This is a genomic window from Streptomyces zinciresistens K42, from assembly GCF_000225525.1.
GTDB lineage: Bacteria > Actinomycetota > Actinomycetes > Streptomycetales > Streptomycetaceae > Streptomyces > Streptomyces zinciresistens.
In genome coordinates, this window is the sequence record NZ_AGBF01000023.1 from 1 (window position 1) to 13,856 (window position 13,856).

Annotated in this window: 16 protein-coding genes and 1 pseudogene; 2 read left to right on the forward strand and 15 right to left on the reverse strand. The window is 73.2% G+C overall.

Annotation, left to right across the window (positions count from 1 at the left end):
• Positions 1–127: 127 nt before the first annotated feature.
• The 7 genes and pseudogenes from SZN_RS10410 to SZN_RS40015 form a co-directional block, all read right to left on the reverse strand.
• Positions 128–487: an MmcQ/YjbR family DNA-binding protein gene (locus SZN_RS10410; RefSeq protein WP_007494034.1), complete on the reverse strand. Its 360-nt coding sequence runs from the start codon at positions 485–487 to the stop codon at positions 128–130.
• A gap of 30 nt (positions 488–517) precedes the next feature.
• A pseudogene (locus SZN_RS10415) lies at positions 518–1,050 on the reverse strand (GNAT family N-acetyltransferase).
• Positions 1,047–1,235, reverse strand: a complete 189-nt coding sequence (locus SZN_RS10420) for a hypothetical protein (protein WP_007494040.1) — start codon at positions 1,233–1,235, stop codon at positions 1,047–1,049. Before SZN_RS10420 ends, SZN_RS10415 begins: the two are co-directional and overlap by 4 nt.
• A gap of 46 nt (positions 1,236–1,281) precedes the next feature.
• A complete protein-coding gene (locus tag SZN_RS10425; RefSeq protein WP_007494042.1) occupies positions 1,282–2,184 on the reverse strand; it encodes a LysR family transcriptional regulator in 903 nt (300 codons plus the stop codon).
• Between the two features lie 37 nt (positions 2,185–2,221).
• Complete coding sequence (locus SZN_RS10430) at positions 2,222–3,415, reverse strand: glycine C-acetyltransferase (RefSeq protein WP_007494053.1); 1,194 nt, start codon at positions 3,413–3,415, stop codon at positions 2,222–2,224.
• Between the two features lie 40 nt (positions 3,416–3,455).
• Positions 3,456–4,484, reverse strand: a complete 1,029-nt coding sequence (tdh, locus tag SZN_RS10435; protein WP_007494055.1) for an L-threonine 3-dehydrogenase — start codon at positions 4,482–4,484, stop codon at positions 3,456–3,458.
• 199 nt (positions 4,485–4,683) lie between these two features.
• Positions 4,684–5,052, reverse strand: coding sequence for a hypothetical protein (locus SZN_RS40015; protein ID WP_007494057.1), 369 nt, complete (start codon positions 5,050–5,052; stop codon positions 4,684–4,686).
• A gap of 162 nt (positions 5,053–5,214) precedes the next feature.
• On the opposite strand from SZN_RS40015, the gene SZN_RS10445 reads away from it, so the two are divergent.
• Positions 5,215–5,820, forward strand: a complete 606-nt coding sequence (locus SZN_RS10445) for a GOLPH3/VPS74 family protein (protein ID WP_007494058.1) — start codon at positions 5,215–5,217, stop codon at positions 5,818–5,820.
• A 48-nt stretch (positions 5,821–5,868) separates the two neighbouring features.
• Here the strand turns inward: SZN_RS10445 and SZN_RS37635 are convergent, their stop codons facing one another.
• The 7 genes from SZN_RS37635 to SZN_RS10480 form a co-directional block, all read right to left on the reverse strand.
• Positions 5,869–6,054 carry a hypothetical protein gene (locus SZN_RS37635; RefSeq protein ID WP_007494060.1) on the reverse strand — a complete coding sequence of 62 codons (186 nt, stop codon included), beginning with the start codon at positions 6,052–6,054 and terminating at the stop codon, positions 5,869–5,871.
• A gap of 243 nt (positions 6,055–6,297) precedes the next feature.
• Positions 6,298–6,876, reverse strand: coding sequence for a GAF domain-containing protein (locus tag SZN_RS10455; RefSeq protein WP_007494062.1), 579 nt, complete (start codon positions 6,874–6,876; stop codon positions 6,298–6,300).
• Between the two features lie 61 nt (positions 6,877–6,937).
• Positions 6,938–7,537 carry a GTP-binding protein gene (locus SZN_RS10460; RefSeq protein ID WP_007494064.1) on the reverse strand — a complete coding sequence of 200 codons (600 nt, stop codon included), beginning with the start codon at positions 7,535–7,537 and terminating at the stop codon, positions 6,938–6,940.
• Positions 7,515–7,886, reverse strand: coding sequence for a DUF742 domain-containing protein (locus tag SZN_RS10465; RefSeq protein WP_043729781.1), 372 nt, complete (start codon positions 7,884–7,886; stop codon positions 7,515–7,517). Before SZN_RS10465 ends, SZN_RS10460 begins: the two co-directional genes overlap by 23 nt.
• A 2-nt stretch (positions 7,887–7,888) precedes the next feature.
• Complete coding sequence (locus SZN_RS10470; RefSeq protein WP_007494068.1) at positions 7,889–8,323, reverse strand: roadblock/LC7 domain-containing protein; 435 nt, start codon at positions 8,321–8,323, stop codon at positions 7,889–7,891.
• A gap of 86 nt (positions 8,324–8,409) precedes the next feature.
• On the reverse strand, positions 8,410–10,890 hold the full coding sequence (locus tag SZN_RS10475; RefSeq protein ID WP_078508521.1) for an ATP-binding protein: 2,481 nt from the start codon (positions 10,888–10,890) through the stop codon (positions 8,410–8,412).
• A gap of 488 nt (positions 10,891–11,378) precedes the next feature.
• Positions 11,379–11,996, reverse strand: coding sequence for a hypothetical protein (locus SZN_RS10480; RefSeq protein ID WP_244313330.1), 618 nt, complete (start codon positions 11,994–11,996; stop codon positions 11,379–11,381).
• A 440-nt stretch (positions 11,997–12,436) separates the two neighbouring features.
• On the opposite strand from SZN_RS10480, the gene SZN_RS10485 reads away from it, so the two are divergent.
• The gene (locus SZN_RS10485) at positions 12,437–12,889 is read left to right on the forward strand and encodes a DUF5707 domain-containing protein (protein WP_106432636.1); all 453 of its coding nucleotides are present in this window, start codon (positions 12,437–12,439) and stop codon (positions 12,887–12,889) included.
• 137 nt (positions 12,890–13,026) lie between these two features.
• On the opposite strand, the gene SZN_RS10490 is transcribed toward SZN_RS10485, so the two are convergent.
• Entirely contained in the window at positions 13,027–13,755 is a 729-nt protein-coding gene (locus SZN_RS10490; protein ID WP_007494075.1) for a 4'-phosphopantetheinyl transferase family protein, read from the reverse strand.
• Positions 13,756–13,856: the final 101 nt, after the last annotated feature.

A 13,856-nucleotide genomic window follows, 5' to 3' on the forward strand; every position in this document is an offset into this window, starting at 1 on the left:
GCTGTCCTGCCCATCCCCGCCCGACCCTTCCCGGCCGCGCCGTCGGCCCCGCGCCGTCCGCCCGGGACGTCCGGCCGCCGACGCCACCGCGGACCATGGCACGGGGCCCCGCGGCGCCCCCTCGGCCTCAATCCCCGGAGCCCGCGCCCAACTCCGGGTGGGCGTCCAGGAGTCGGGGCGGAGCCGCCTGGCGCCAGGAGTCGGCCAGGATGTCCCGCAACTCGGCCTCGTCCTCCAGGGCCGCGAGCCGGGCCCGCACCCACGCGAACTGGGCCTCGTGTCCGGCGATCCAGAACTTCTCCGGCTCGGCGAGCACCAGTTCGCCGCGCTCCTCCTTCGGGCAGCGCACCGCGAGGGAGGTCTCCTCCTCGGGCAGTGTCGCGAACATCTTCCCCGCGACCCGGAACGTGGGCATGTTCCAGGCGATCTTCTCCGAGCTGTCCGGCAGGGAGAGGGCGATACGGCGTACGTCTTCGGCGTCCGGCATGGCAGGCACGCTATCGGCCGCCTCTGACAATCACCCCGCGGCGGCGGGCGGGCCCAGGTGCTTGCAGGAGAGCGTCGTCGGCCGCGGGGCGCCGTCCGGGACGGCCGCGCAGCCGGGGACCACTCCGGCGCGGGTCCAGCCGGCCGAGCCGTACAGGCGTTCCGCGGGGCTGCCGCTCCCGGTGTCCAGATGCAGCAGGGTGATGCCCGCGCGTACGGCCGCGTCCTCCGCGGTGGCCAGGAGCGCGCGTCCGAGGCAGCCCCCGCGCGCGTGGCGGTGCCCCATCAGCTCGCCAGTGCGGCGCGGTGCCGGCTGTTGGGCCTGCCGGCGAGGGCCAGGCTGACCGTGCCGAGGACCCGGCCGCCGTCGTGCGCCGCCCACACCAGCGGGGTGCCGTCGGCGACGGCGCCGGAGCGCCCCTTCCACCGGGCGAGCGCCGCGGGCGGGTCCAGCGGCGCGAGGAAGCCGACGGAGGCTCCGTCGCGCACGGCGTCCACCAGCAGCTCCGCCAGGCCCTCGATCCTCTCGTCCAGCCCGGCCGCGTCCACGCGCGTGACGCTCACGCCAGCACCGCCACGCGCGCGTACCGCGCGCCGCCGGGACCGGGGCGTCGCGGCAGCGTCGGCCACCGCATCCCTGTCCGCGGGCGGACGCCGGTGCCGTGGCGCTGCCCGGCGCCGCACGGGGTCACGTCGCGTGCGCGGGCGGCGGCGGTGTCCGGGGCGGCGTCGGCGGTGGTCCGTCTCATGGCCGTGACGCTGTGCCGCCCATGAGACGCCCGTGTTGCGGGACGCTCACTCGGCGGCTGCCCGGCTCAGTGCCTCGAGGACGGGGCGGATCAGGGGATGCGCCTCGGCCCCCCGGCGTACGGCGGCGAAGACCCGCCGCGTGGGCGCGTCACCGTCCACGGGCCGTACGACGACTCCGGTGAGGTCCATGCCGCGCAGGGCGGAGCGCGGCACGAGGGCCACGCCCGCGTCGGCCGAGGCGAGCGCGACGACCGCGCGGAAGTCGTCGGAGGAGTGGGCGAGGCGCGGCTGGAAACCGGCGCTCTCGCAGGCCAGGACCACCACGTCGTGGCAGGGATTGCCGGGGTAGGGCCCGATCCAGGTGTCCTTGGCCAGCTCGGCGAGCGGGACCTCGGCGGTGTCGGCGAGCCGGTGGCCGACCGGGACGACCGCGTCGAAGGGCTCGGCGTACAGCGGCACAGGGGTCAGCCGGGGGTCGTCGGCGGGCGGCGCACCGCGGTACTCCACGGCCACCGCGACGTCGACCTGCCGGTCCAGGACCATCGGCAGGCTGGCGTCGCCCTCGGCGTCCTGGACCCGGATGCGGATGCCGGGGGCGGTCCTGGCGAGGCGGGCCACCGCGGGGGCGACGACCAGGGCGATCCCGGTCGCGAAGGACGCCACGGTGACGGTGCCCGCCTCGCCGGAGCCGTACGCCGCGAGCTCGGCCTCGGCGCGCTCCAGCTGGGCGAGGACGGCGTTGGTGTGGCTGAGCAGGATCTCACCGGCCGCGGTCAGCCGTACGCCCTTGGCGCCGCGCTCCACCAGCCGGTGCCCGGTCTCCTGCTCCAGCGCGGTGAGCTGCTGGGAGACCGCGGAGGGGGTCAGGTAGAGCGCGGCGGCAGCCGCCGTCACGGTGCGGTGGTCGGCCACCGCACGGAGGATGTGGAGCCGCCGCGCCTCGATCATGGGACCGATTATCGCAAGGTGTCCGGCATGCCGGACGTCAGCCTTCCAGTTCGCTCCGGGCGGCGACGAAGGCGTCGACGGCGCGGTCGACGTCGTCCGTGGAGTGCGCGGCGGAGAGCTGGACGCGGATGCGGGCCTGGCCCTGCGGCACGACCGGGTACGAGAAGCCGATCACGTAGACCCCGCGCTCCAGCAGGAGTTCCGCCATCCGGCCGGCGACGGAGGCGTCGCCGATCATCACCGGGGCGATGGCGTGGTCGCCGGGGAGGATGTCGAAGCCCTCCTCGGTCATGCGGCGGCGGAACAGCGCCGTGTTCTCGGCCAGCCGTAGGCGCAGGTCGTCGGCGGACTCCAGCAGGTCGAGGACCTTCAGGGAGGCGGCGGCGATCACCGGGGCGAGGGTGTTGGAGAACAGGTAGGGCCGCGAGCGCTGGCGCAGCAGGGCGACGATCTCGGCGCGGGCGGCGACATAGCCGCCGGAGGCGCCGCCGAGGGCCTTGCCGAGGGTGCCGGTGATGATGTCGACGCGGTCCATGACGCCGTGGAGTTCGGGGGTGCCGCGGCCGCCGGGGCCGACGAAGCCGACGGCGTGCGAGTCGTCGACCATGACCATGGCGTCGTAGCGGTCGGCGAGGTCGCAGATCTCGCTCAGCGGGGCCACGTAGCCGTCCATGGAGAAGACTCCGTCGGTGACGACCAGTCGGCGCCGGGCGTCGGCGGCGTCCTTCAACTGCCTTTCCAGGTCGGCGAGATCGCGGTTGGCGTAGCGGAGGCGGCGGGCCTTGGACAGCCGGATGCCGTCGATGATCGACGCGTGGTTCAGGGCGTCGGAGATGACCGCGTCCTCCGGGCCGAGCAGTGTCTCGAACACACCGCCGTTGGCGTCGAAGCAGGAGGAGTAGAGGATCGTGTCCTCCTGGCCGAGGAACGCCGAGAGCCTGCCCTCCAGTTCCTTGTGCACCTCCTGCGTGCCGCAGATGAAGCGGACGGAGGCCATGCCGTAGCCCCAGCGGTCCAGCGCCTCGTGGGCGGCGGCGACGACCTCGGGGTGGTCGGCGAGGCCGAGGTAGTTGTTGGCGCAGAAGTTGAGGACCTCGCCGGGGCGGCCGCCTGCGGTGACGTTGACGGTCGCGGACTGCGGGGTCCCGATGACGCGCTCGGGCTTGTGCAGGCCGGCGGCGCGGATCTCGTCGAGGGTGGCGCGCAGGTCGTCGCGCACGGAGTCGAACATGTCAAAAGCTCCCAGGGATGCGGATGGCTGACGCGGCGGGCTACGCGGTCCAGTCGAGGATGACCTTGCCGCCGCGGCCGCTCGCCGCGTCGTCGAACGCGGCCTCGAAGTCGCGGTACCCGTAGCGGCCCGTGATCACGGGTGCGAGGTCGAGGCCGCCTTCCAGCAGCACGGACATGGCGTACCAGGTCTCGAACATCTCGCGGCCGTAGATCCCCTTGACGGTGATCATCGAGGTGACGATCCGGGCCCAGTCGACGGGGAACTCCTCGGCGGGCAGGCCGAGCATGGCGATCCGGCCGCCGTGCGTCATGTTGGCGATCATGTCGCGCATGGCCTCGGCCCGGCCGGACATCTCCAGGCCGATGTCGAAGCCCTCGCGCAGGCCGAGTGCGCGCTGGCCGTCGGCGATGGACGTCCGCGACACGTTCAGGGCGAGGGTGACGCCGATCTTGCGGGCGAGCTCCAGCCGCTCCTCGCTGACGTCGGTGACGACGACGTGGCGGGCACCGGCGTGGCGGGCCACGGCCGCCGCCATCAGACCGATCGGTCCGGCGCCGGTGATCAGGACGTCCTCGCCGACCACGGGGAAGGACAGCGCGGTGTGCACCGCGTTGCCGAACGGGTCGAAGATCGCGGCCACGTCGAGGTCGACGGGCACCCGGTGCACCCACACGTTGCCCGCGGGCAGGACCACGTACTCGGCGAAGGCTCCGTCGCGTCCGACGCCGAGGCCGATGGTGGCGCGGCACAGGTGGCGCCGCCCGGCCAGGCAGTTGCGGCACTTGCCGCACACCAGGTGGCCCTCGCCGCTGACCCGGTCGCCGACGGTGATGTCGCTGACGTCGCGGCCGGTCTCGACGACCTCGCCGACGAACTCGTGACCGAGGACCAGCGGGGTGCGGATCGCCTGCCGCGCCCAGCCGTCCCAGGACCGGATGTGCAGGTCGGTGCCGCAGATGCCGGTGCGCTGCACCTTGATCAGTACGTCGCCGGGCCCGACGGCCGGTTCCGGCACGTCCGCGAGCCAGAGTCCGGGCTCCGCCTTCTGCTTGACCAGCGCCTTCAACGCTACGGCTCCTGTGGGGTGCGTCCTTGCCGCGAGCGCACCGAGCGGGGCCGCGGCCGGGGGGTGGGGTGGAATCGCCTGGTGCTGTGGGCCGGGAGGGACCGTGCCGGGCGTCGCGAGCCGGTGAACGTTTCCGGCCACAGCACTAGAATCTGCCGCACCTCGGCTCCCTGGTCCATCGAGGATTTCTTAAGCGGCGTCACAGCTCTACTTCACACCCTGCGCACGGCCCCGTCGCGCCCGTTGCCCCACACGGGTGACCGGGCGGGGCAGAGGGCGCGCGGGGCGGAGGGCGGGGCTCCGGCCGGCTTCCGGGTCGGCCGCCGGGCGGTGCGGCGGGTCGCCGGGCTCGCTGTCCCGGGCGCGAGACCTGGTAGCGCGCGATGTACCGGCCGTCCCCCGGCCGTCTCGCGAGGACGGCCGGCCTGACGGTGACGAGGGCACGGCCGGTGAACGTGAACTCGGCGTCGGCGTCGGCGTCGGCGTCGGCGTCGGCGTCGGCGTCGGCGTCGGCGTCGGCGTCGGCGTCGGCGTCGGCGTCGGCGTCGGCGTCGGCGTACCCGAGCACACGGCCGCGGCCGTCACCGTGCCGCGGTTCGGCTCCGTACCCGCCATGGTCGCAGGAGGCCCCACTAGGCACGGAACGGAGCGAGAATCGGTACGGGCACCCGGACCGCCGACGCCGTCCGCGACGCCCTCGTACCGCTGGCCGACTGACCTGGAGCCGCTCATGAACACCGCACGGGACCTCGCGATCGTCGCCCTGGACCTGGCCAAGGACCACCCCGTGAACCAGGGCGAACTCTCGCTCGCGCTGGCCGCGGCCGAGGTGTTCGACCTGCTGGACGCCGGTGCCCTCGCACTCGACGGCGACCGCATCACCCCCAACGCCCAGGCGCCGACCGGCGATCCGCTCCTGGACGACGCCGCCTCCTCGCTGGTGCGGCGGGAGCCGTACGAGACGGTCGAGGAGTGGCTGTGGCGCCGGGGGCGCGGGCTCGGCCAGACCTACGTCGCCGACATGGAGCGTGCGGGGCTCACGGTGCGGCCCCGCGGCCGCCGGATCCCGTTGCGGACCGGGCGTACCGTGCCGGTGGACTCCGCGGTCCGGCAGCGGGCCGAGGAACGCTGGAGCACGCGCGAGCCCCTGCTGGTCGCCCTGGCCGACGCCGCCGGGGTGGAGGGTGATGTGCCCGACCAGAACACGGACCCGGACGACGACAGGGTCACGGCCGTGCTGGCCGCCCTCGGCGACGCGGTGATGGAACTGGAGGCCGTACGCCAGCGGCGGGCCATCGAGGACGCCGCCTTCGACAACGTCTGGCGCGGCTTCTAGGCCGTGTCGTGGGAAGGGCACCGTCGGCGTGTCCTGAGAGGGGCGTCGTCAGCGGGCGCACGGGAGGGCCAGGCGGTTGCCCCGCGGCGGGCCGGGGCGCTCGGTGCTGCGGTGGAGCTTCGCGAGCCTGACCTGGCCCTCCGACTGGGCCACCACCGCCCACGCGGCCTTCGGTGGGTCCGCCACATGTGCCTCGCCCCGCTCGCACGCCTGCGCGACGACCGCCTCGACCATGTCGGCCTGTGCCTCGAAGTTCTCCGGGAGCCGCGCGTACGGCCTCGGTGTCGCGGAGATACGCGCCGAGGCCGGTCGGGCCCCGGGAGCCGCGCGCGTACGCCCTCGGTCCGGTTGCCCGGCTCCGGGGGGAGGTTCCCGAACAGACAGGCGAGACTCTTCTGCCGGGCGTCGCTGGTTCGTCCCGCACGCGGCGTGACGGCGGTAATGCACCGGTCGGCCGGGAGAGACGCGTCCGGGTGCTCAGAGCAGCGGAAGCCCGTCCGCCTGCCGGCGCTCCAGCCGTGCGACCAGGTCCGCCGCGGCGGCCTTGATGGTCTCCAGCCCGGCCTTCCCCCAGGGCCGCGGCTCCATGTCGACGACGCTCACCGTGCCCAGCACCGTCCCCGTGGAGTCGGTCAGCGGGGCGCCCAGGTACGAGCGGACGCCGTGCTCGTCGACGATCGGATTCCCGGCGAACCGCGGATAGTCCCGGACGTCCTCCAGGACCAGTGCCTTGCGTCGGACGACCACATGGGGGCAGAAGCCATGGTCCCAGCCCATACGGCGGACCAGCGCGGGCTTTCGGTCGCCGCCCCGGGAGAGGTTCACGGCGTCGCGCACATGCAGCCCGGCGAAGAACTGGTGGTGCTCGCCGATGAAGTTGACCATGGCGTAGGGCGCCGCGGTCAGCTCGGCGAGACGGTCCGCGAAGACGTCCAGGGCCGGATCGGGCTGCTCCCCCAGGCCCAGTTCGTGCAGCCGCGCGGCGCGCGCGGAGGGTTCCTTGTCGTCGGGAGTGAGCAGCAGACGGGCGACCGGGTGCGGTGGGCCGTAGCTCATGGGCGGATTCCGTCGCTGTGGGCGTAGCTCATATGCGGCTCCGAGGGGGTGTGGGTGCGTGTCACATGTGGGCGCCATGGCTCGGCGCGTGGGCGGGTGCGTGGGCGATGAGGTGCCGTACCAGGGTCAGCAGGGTCTGGACGCCGGAACTGGAGATGCGGGCGTCGCAGCGCACGACCGGGATCTCGGGGTCGAGGTCGAGGGCGGCCCGGACCTCTTCGGGTTCGTACCGGTGTCCGCCGTCGAACTCGTTGATCGCGATGATGAAGCCCAGGCCCCGCTGTTCGAAGAAGTCCACTGCGGCGAAGCAGTCCTCCAGGCGCCGGGTGTCGGCGAGGATGACCGCTCCGAGTGCGCCCTCGGAGAGCTCGTCCCACATGAACCAGAACCGCTCCTGTCCCGGGGTGCCGAAGAGGTACAGCACATGTGCCGGGTCCAGGGTGATCCGGCCGAAGTCCATGGCGACGGTCGTCTCGACCTTGTTCTCCACGCCTTCCAGGCTGTCGGTCGCCGCGCTGACGGTCGTGAGCAGTTCCTCGGTGCTCAGCGGCGCGATCTCGCTCACCGCGCCCACGAAGGTGGTCTTGCCGACCCCGAATCCTCCCGCCACCAAGATCTTCAGTGCGGTGGGGAAGGGGTCAGAGCTGTCGTCGTAGTCCATCGAGCACTGCCTCCAGAAGAGCCCGGTCAGTCGGGTTGTGGTGGAACTCGGGGCTCTTGGTGGTGAGCGCCCCGCAGTCGACGAGGTCCGACAGCAGCACCTTGGTGACCACCGCCGGCAGCTTCAGGTGCGCCGCGGCCTCGGCGACGGAGACGGGGCCGCGGCACAGTTCGAGCGCTTGGTCGTGCTCGGGGCCGAGGTAGCCGAGGGGGGTCGCCCCGGTGGCCATGACCTGCGACATGAGGTCGAGCGCGACGGTGGGCCGGGTACGGCCGTTGCTGACCGTGAAGGGGCGTACGAGCCGTCCGGCCGCGTCGTCGAGCCAGGGCCCGTCGCCGACCGCCGCCACCTTCAAGGCCTCATCGCGGGGGGTTCGGCGGCGTGCTGCCGGGGCGCGGTGACGAGGTACGGGCGGACGCTCTTGACCAGCATCGCCATCTCGTAGCCGAGGACGGCCGCGTCGGCCTCGCGTCCCGCCAGCACGGCGAGACAGGTGCCGGATCCGGCGGTGGTCACGAACAGCAGGGCCGAGTCGAGTTCGACCACCACCTGCCGTACGTCTCCGCCGTCGCCGAAGCGGACACCGGCGCTGCGGCCGAGGGAGTACAGGCCGGAGGCCAGGGCCGCCATGTGGTCGGCGCTGTCCGGGTCGAGGCCGTGAACCGACTTCACGAGCCCGTCGCAGGAGAGGAGCACCGCGCTGGTGGTGTGCGGTACGCGCTGCACGAGGCCGCTCATCAGCCAGTCGAGGTCGGAGACATGGGCGGTCGGTGCTTCGCTCGCCATGGTGGATCGACTCCTTGGGGTACGTGGGTCTGCGCTGGGGGTGCGGGCGGGGGTCCGGGCGGACCGCACGCCGGTGCCAGGGGTGGTCATCCGGCTGGTGCGCTCCCGTCGTGCCAGGGGGTGTGATCGGTGCCGGACTCGCGGCCGGGGTTGGTCGCGTTGAGGGGGGCCGGGTCCGTGGGCGGGGGTTCCATGGGAGGGGGATCCAGGGGCGGGGGATCCATGGGAGGGGGATCCAGGGGCGGAGCGCCTGTGGGGGCCGCACCCATGTGCCCCGCCTCCACGTGATCGGCACCCGTGAGTTCCGGGCCCGGGTTCGGCGGGGCGGTGTGGCGGGATGCCCTGTGTTCCAGGGCGGTGAGGGCCGAGGGGGGTGGGTGACTCGCTCCCCCGTGGTCCACGGTCATGTGGCCAAGGCCCGTGTGTGCAGCGCCCATGTGGGCTCGGTCTGTGTGTGCCGTGGCCGTGTGTCCATGGTCCGTGTGCGCAACGCCCGTGTGGGACGCGTCCGCGTGTGACGGGCCGGTGTGTCCAGGGCTCATGCTCGCTGCGCTCATGTGCGGTGCACCCGCAGGCGTCGGCTCCATGGGTGTCGGCCTTACGGACGCCGAGCCGGTCGGTGCCGAACCTGTCGCCGCCGGGCCGATCCGCGCCGCGTCCATGTGCTGCTGTGTCTCGGCGAGGCCGACTCCGCGCTGGAAGGCCGCCATCAGCCCCGGGTCGTGTCCGGCGAGTTGGTCGGACTCCTGCCGTACGACCGGTCCGTCCCGGAGCTGGGGGGCGATGTGCTCCTGGGCGCGGCGGCGGGGCAGTCGGGGCTTTCCCATGGTGCCGCGGACGGGACCGGTGCGCGGAAGCGGCGGTGCGGCGGTGTCCTCCGCGAGGAACCGGCGGTCGTCGGGCTTGATGCCCGGTACCGCCTCGGCCGGGTTGGCCCGCTCCTGGTGCGAGTCGCGGACGGGAAGTGGTGCGGGCATGCCGCCGTTCGGCCGGGAGACCGCTCCCGGACCGCCCGCCTGATCCCGCGGCGGGCGCGGCGCGGCGTTCTGGGCGGCGTCCGCCGCACGCCTGCGTCCGCCCTCCGGCGCACCCGCCGGAGGTTTGCGATGCCGTTGGGGCGGCTTCGGCCCGTCCTGCTGCCGCGGGCGCTGCGGAGGTGCCTGGGCCGGGGGATGCGGGGGTGAGCCGGCACCATGTGCGGCCGTCACACCCGGCGCGCCGAGCGCACCCTGCGTGCCGAGGACACTGTGCGCGACCTGCGCGACCTGCGCGATGTGTGTGTCGTGCGCGATGTGTGTGCCGGACACACTGTGCGTGCCCTGCGGCGCCTGCGTCCGGACCGCCGCTGCGTGGGCCGCCGGATCGGTGCCCAACAGCCCCTGGGGGACGACGAGTACGGCCTGGACGCCACCGTAGATGTTCGACTGGAGGCGTACGTGGATGCCGTGCCGCTTGGCGAGCTGCGACACGACGAACAGGCCGATCCGTCCGTCCGCCAGCAGGCTGGCGACGTTGACCTGATCGGGGTCGGCGAGCAGCGCGTTCATCCGGGTCTGTTCGCCGACCGGCATGCCGAGTCCGCGGTCCTCGACCTCGACGGCGAGCCCCGAGGTCACCAGGTTGGCGCGGAGCAGCACTTGGGTGTGCGGGGCGGAGAACACGGTGGCGTTCTCGACCAGTTCGGCCAGCAGGTGGATGACGTCGGCGACGGCGTGTCCGCGCAGGGTGCCGTCGACGGGCGGTACGAGCTTGACCCGCGAGTACTGCTCGACCTCGGCGATGGCGGACCGCAGCACCTCGGTCATGGAGACCGGGTTGCTCCACTGGCGGCGCGAGACGGCGCCGCCGAGCACGGCGAGGTTCTCCGCGTGGCGGCGGATACGGGTGGCGAGGTGGTCCACGTGGAAGAGGCCCTTGAGCAGATCCGGGTCCTCGATCTCGTTCTCCAGCTCGTCGAGGATGGAGATCTCGCGGTGCACGAGCGACTGGAGGCGGCGGGCGAGGTTGACGAAGACTTCGAGCTTCTGCTCGCTTCCGGTCTGGCTGGAGAGCTGGGCCGCCTGGACGACTGCGTTGACGGCTCCGTCGCGGGCACGCGCCAGGTCGGCCGCGAGGAGTTCGAAGTCGTCGGCGCCGTCGGGCGGGCCGCCGCGCGGCTTGCGTTTCGGCGGTCCGTCACCGCGCCGCAGCGTCTCGACCAGGGCACGTAGATCGGCCTCGCCCCGCGCACTGCTGCGGCGCAGTGCGCCGACGCGTTCGGTCACGGACCTGGCGGTGCGGTTGGCGGCCACGGCGGCGATCAGGACGGCCGCCGCGGCCACGGACGCCGCTCCCGTGAGCACGGCCCATGAGGCGGCGCCGGGCTGAGCGCCTGTGGAGCGCACGACGAACAGGACGGCGGCGCAGGCGCTGAGGCTCACCGCGACGGGTGGCAGCACGGCAAGCCGCAGCAGTTGTGGCCGTATGTGGGTCTCGGGCAGCGCGGGTGTGGTGCGGGCGGGCGGGCGCCCGTGCCTCCCGCCCTCACGGCGGTCAGCGCGTGCGGCCGGGGCGCGGAGTTGAGACATCGGGGTCCTCGTGCTGGTCCGTCGGGTCGGGCCCGGGGTGCGCGGCGATGCGTGCGGTCCTGGGCATGCGCCATGGTGATGCCGGTCGACGGAACCGACGGATTCGGCTGCGTGTCGCCCGACGGACACTCACAGTAGTCGCCTCCGCATCAAGTGCGGTGGGCAGTTGACAAACTCCCGCAGGCGACGTCCCGCTCTGGTATGAGGGCTCGTACGACAGACCGATAACCGGTCACGACGCGCGCCCGAAAGGCAAAACGGATCGATCAGACCTGTTCAGAAGCGGTCACCCGATTGCGTCGAGGAGTGCGCCCCGCCTCGGGCACCACCCCGCGACCACCGCGGCTCCGGGCCTCCGAACGTCACCGCACGGGACGTGTGGGTACTCCACACAGCCCGAACACACCTCGACCACCCCACCCCGAAGCATGACTGTCCGTAACAACACCGCCGGCACCCCACACGCCCTCCGCCGCTATCGGGGGCGACTATCGGGGGCGACCACGACCGAGGACACGCGCCAGAGCGCCGACCGGCGCCAGCGCGTGTCCGCCGTCGCCCGCGCACCACCACACGGCCGTACCGTCGCGCACCGAGGCATGGACGCCGAGGTCGTGCCCGGGGCACACCGGCCAGACCTGCCAAGTGCGTTCGAGCAGACTCTCCTGGATCAGGGTCGCCAGGGCGGTCGCTGCGACGGCAGGGTCGTCACCCGTCTCCGGCAGGATGAGGCCGCCCCGGTTGAGCCGTTCGCCGTCGGCACGGCGGACTGCCGCAGCCACCGGGAACGAGTCCTCCAGGATCTCGATCGACGGTTCGCCCTCGACCCCACGCGTCGGCAGGTCATGGGCCACGACGCGCAGCGCGGCGCGCAACGTCTCCCACCGCTCGGGAGCGAGGTCGAACCCGGGATCGAAACCCGCGTCGTCCAGGATGCGCCGGGCCAGCGCGGTCGTCTCCACCGGCGGCACCAGGGCCGGGTTCGGCTCGACGCGCTCCAGGACGGCATCGCCGCCGTGGAATCGGTCGAGCAGTTCACAGGCGAGGGCGACGACATCCTGAGGGGCGAGACTGCCCTGGCGCAGACCGGGGTGGACCTTTCGCATCAACGGTTCGGCAACCGCTTCGTACCGGGCGACGGCGTTGCTCACCGGCCCGGTATCCCGACGCGGCGGCTCCCCACCGAGCAGACGGCGCCGACACCGCGACGGGCGCGGCTGATTCCGGGCCGTGACCGGACACCAAGCACCGGCATCAGGCACCGGCACCGGGCACCGGGCACCGGGCACCGGGCACCGGGCACCGGGCACCGGGACCAAACGGCAGGCACCAGACGGCAGACGGCAGACGGCAGACGGCAGACGGCAGACGGCAGACGGCAGCCACAGATCACCGGGGAGGCGCCCCCGCGTCAATCCACCTGTGCCTAGATCGAGTTGAGTACCGGTACTCATGCCCGGGGCAGCCACGCGCGGCGAGTATCGGTGCAGCGGCGCAGCCGAGAGCGCGCCGGCTCCACACCATCGAGACCGTTATGGAGTACCTCATGTCCCGTCGTGTTGCCCTGTCCCTGGCCGCCGGTGTCGTCGTCGTGGGCGGCGCCGGAGCCTTCGCCCTCGCCTACGCCGGGGACCAGCCGCCCGCCCTGGCCCAGAGCACGGCCCGCTACACCGCACCCGACGGCGGCCGGGACGGCTCGCTCACCTTCACGACCGAGGTCACGGCGTCCTCCGGCGTCAAGAACGTGCGCGTGCTCGCCTATCCGGCGGGTTCCTCCGTCGCCGAGAAGGGGCCGACCGCGAAGGAGATGGCCTCGGTGGAGTCGGCGGACTGCGTGCCCGCAGGCAAGGACACCGCCCGCTGCACCTACTCCGTCAAGGTGACCGCCGCCGAGTCGAAGTCGTCCCCGAAGGGCCCCTGGCGTGTGGCGGTTCTCGCCACGGGCACTGACGGCAGCACCACGCTGGACACCCGGGCCGCGGACTTCACCGTGCGCTGAACCCCCTCGCCGCGTCTCGTCCGCGGCCGGGAGCGGGCCACCCTCACCGCCGTCCGGCCGCACCGCGGACCTGTACCGGACCGCCGTCGGGCCGCACCGCGGACCTGTGCCGGAGATTTCCGCCTCCACCCCACGGTTCACCCCGCGCTCGGCTCCACACGTCCCTCCCGAGTGTCACCACCGAAGTCGGCGCACCCCGTCAGCCAGCGCACGGACGCCTGTGGTGGCCCGACACTGACCGCCGTTGCCAGGGCGCCTCGTTGACGATCCGTCAGGTCCGTGACGTGGATGTCCTCGAAGCGCAGGGGTGTCCGGTCCGCGTCCAGCGGAAGGGCGGAGAGATCGAGTGCTCCGAGTGAGTCCATGGTCGTACGGCCTGTCTTGATGAGCGCCTCCTTGCGGACCCACTGGCGGAGGAACGCGAAGTGCGGGTCCCGGTGCCGGGTCACCAAGTCGACCTCGGCGGCGGTGAGTACGCGGTGCATGACCTCGATGCCGCGGCTGCGTCCGCTGCGCTCCACGTCGATGCCCACCGGGACGTGACCGGCGGCGGCGGCCACCACGCCGTCCGTGTGCGACAGGCTCACGTGGACGTCCGGCCGGTCGGTGAGCAGCGGCCGGCCGTGGTCGGTTCCGTGGCAGTCCGGGCAGTACTGGGCGAAGGCCAGCGCCGTCGGGGCTGCGTGGAGCAACTGCCCCGCACAGAGCCGGACCAGGGTGTGCGCGGCGATGAAGTCCCTGCGCGCTCCTTCCCGGCGGAACCGCGCGAGCCGCGTCCGCTCCGCCTCGTTCAGCAGGTGCGGGCCTGCCAGCGGATGCCGCAGCACCTCGTCCGTACGCGCCACCACGGCCAGTGAGTCGGTCACGCAGCGCCTCCCTCCCCGTGTCGTCCACGCTCGACTCCTCACGCCCGGCCGAGCCCGACCGGAACCCCACACAAAGCCCAACAAATCCCAGCCGGCGGCCC

What these genes read in the sequence shown, in the direction of transcription:
- SZN_RS10410 (WP_007494034.1), bottom strand. Translation starts at nt 487, where the DNA reads ATGCCGGACGCCGAAGACGTACGCCGTATCGCCCTCTCCCTGCCGGAC.
- SZN_RS10420 (WP_007494040.1), bottom strand. Translation starts at nt 1,235, where the DNA reads ATGAGACGGACCACCGCCGACGCCGCCCCGGACACCGCCGCCGCCCGC.
- SZN_RS10425 (WP_007494042.1), bottom strand. Translation starts at nt 2,184, where the DNA reads ATGATCGAGGCGCGGCGGCTCCACATCCTCCGTGCGGTGGCCGACCAC.
- SZN_RS10430 (WP_007494053.1), bottom strand. Translation starts at nt 3,415, where the DNA reads ATGTTCGACTCCGTGCGCGACGACCTGCGCGCCACCCTCGACGAGATC.
- SZN_RS10445 (WP_007494058.1), top strand. Translation starts at nt 5,215, where the DNA reads ATGAACACCGCACGGGACCTCGCGATCGTCGCCCTGGACCTGGCCAAG.
- SZN_RS37635 (WP_007494060.1), bottom strand. Translation starts at nt 6,054, where the DNA reads ATGGTCGAGGCGGTCGTCGCGCAGGCGTGCGAGCGGGGCGAGGCACAT.
- SZN_RS10455 (WP_007494062.1), bottom strand. Translation starts at nt 6,876, where the DNA reads ATGAGCTACGGCCCACCGCACCCGGTCGCCCGTCTGCTGCTCACTCCC.
- SZN_RS10460 (WP_007494064.1), bottom strand. Translation starts at nt 7,537, where the DNA reads ATGGACTACGACGACAGCTCTGACCCCTTCCCCACCGCACTGAAGATC.
- SZN_RS10470 (WP_007494068.1), bottom strand. Translation starts at nt 8,323, where the DNA reads ATGGCGAGCGAAGCACCGACCGCCCATGTCTCCGACCTCGACTGGCTG.
- SZN_RS10475 (WP_078508521.1), bottom strand. Translation starts at nt 10,890, where the DNA reads ATGTCTCAACTCCGCGCCCCGGCCGCACGCGCTGACCGCCGTGAGGGC.
- SZN_RS10480 (WP_244313330.1), bottom strand. Translation starts at nt 11,996, where the DNA reads ATGCGAAAGGTCCACCCCGGTCTGCGCCAGGGCAGTCTCGCCCCTCAG.
- SZN_RS10485 (WP_106432636.1), top strand. Translation starts at nt 12,437, where the DNA reads ATGTCCCGTCGTGTTGCCCTGTCCCTGGCCGCCGGTGTCGTCGTCGTG.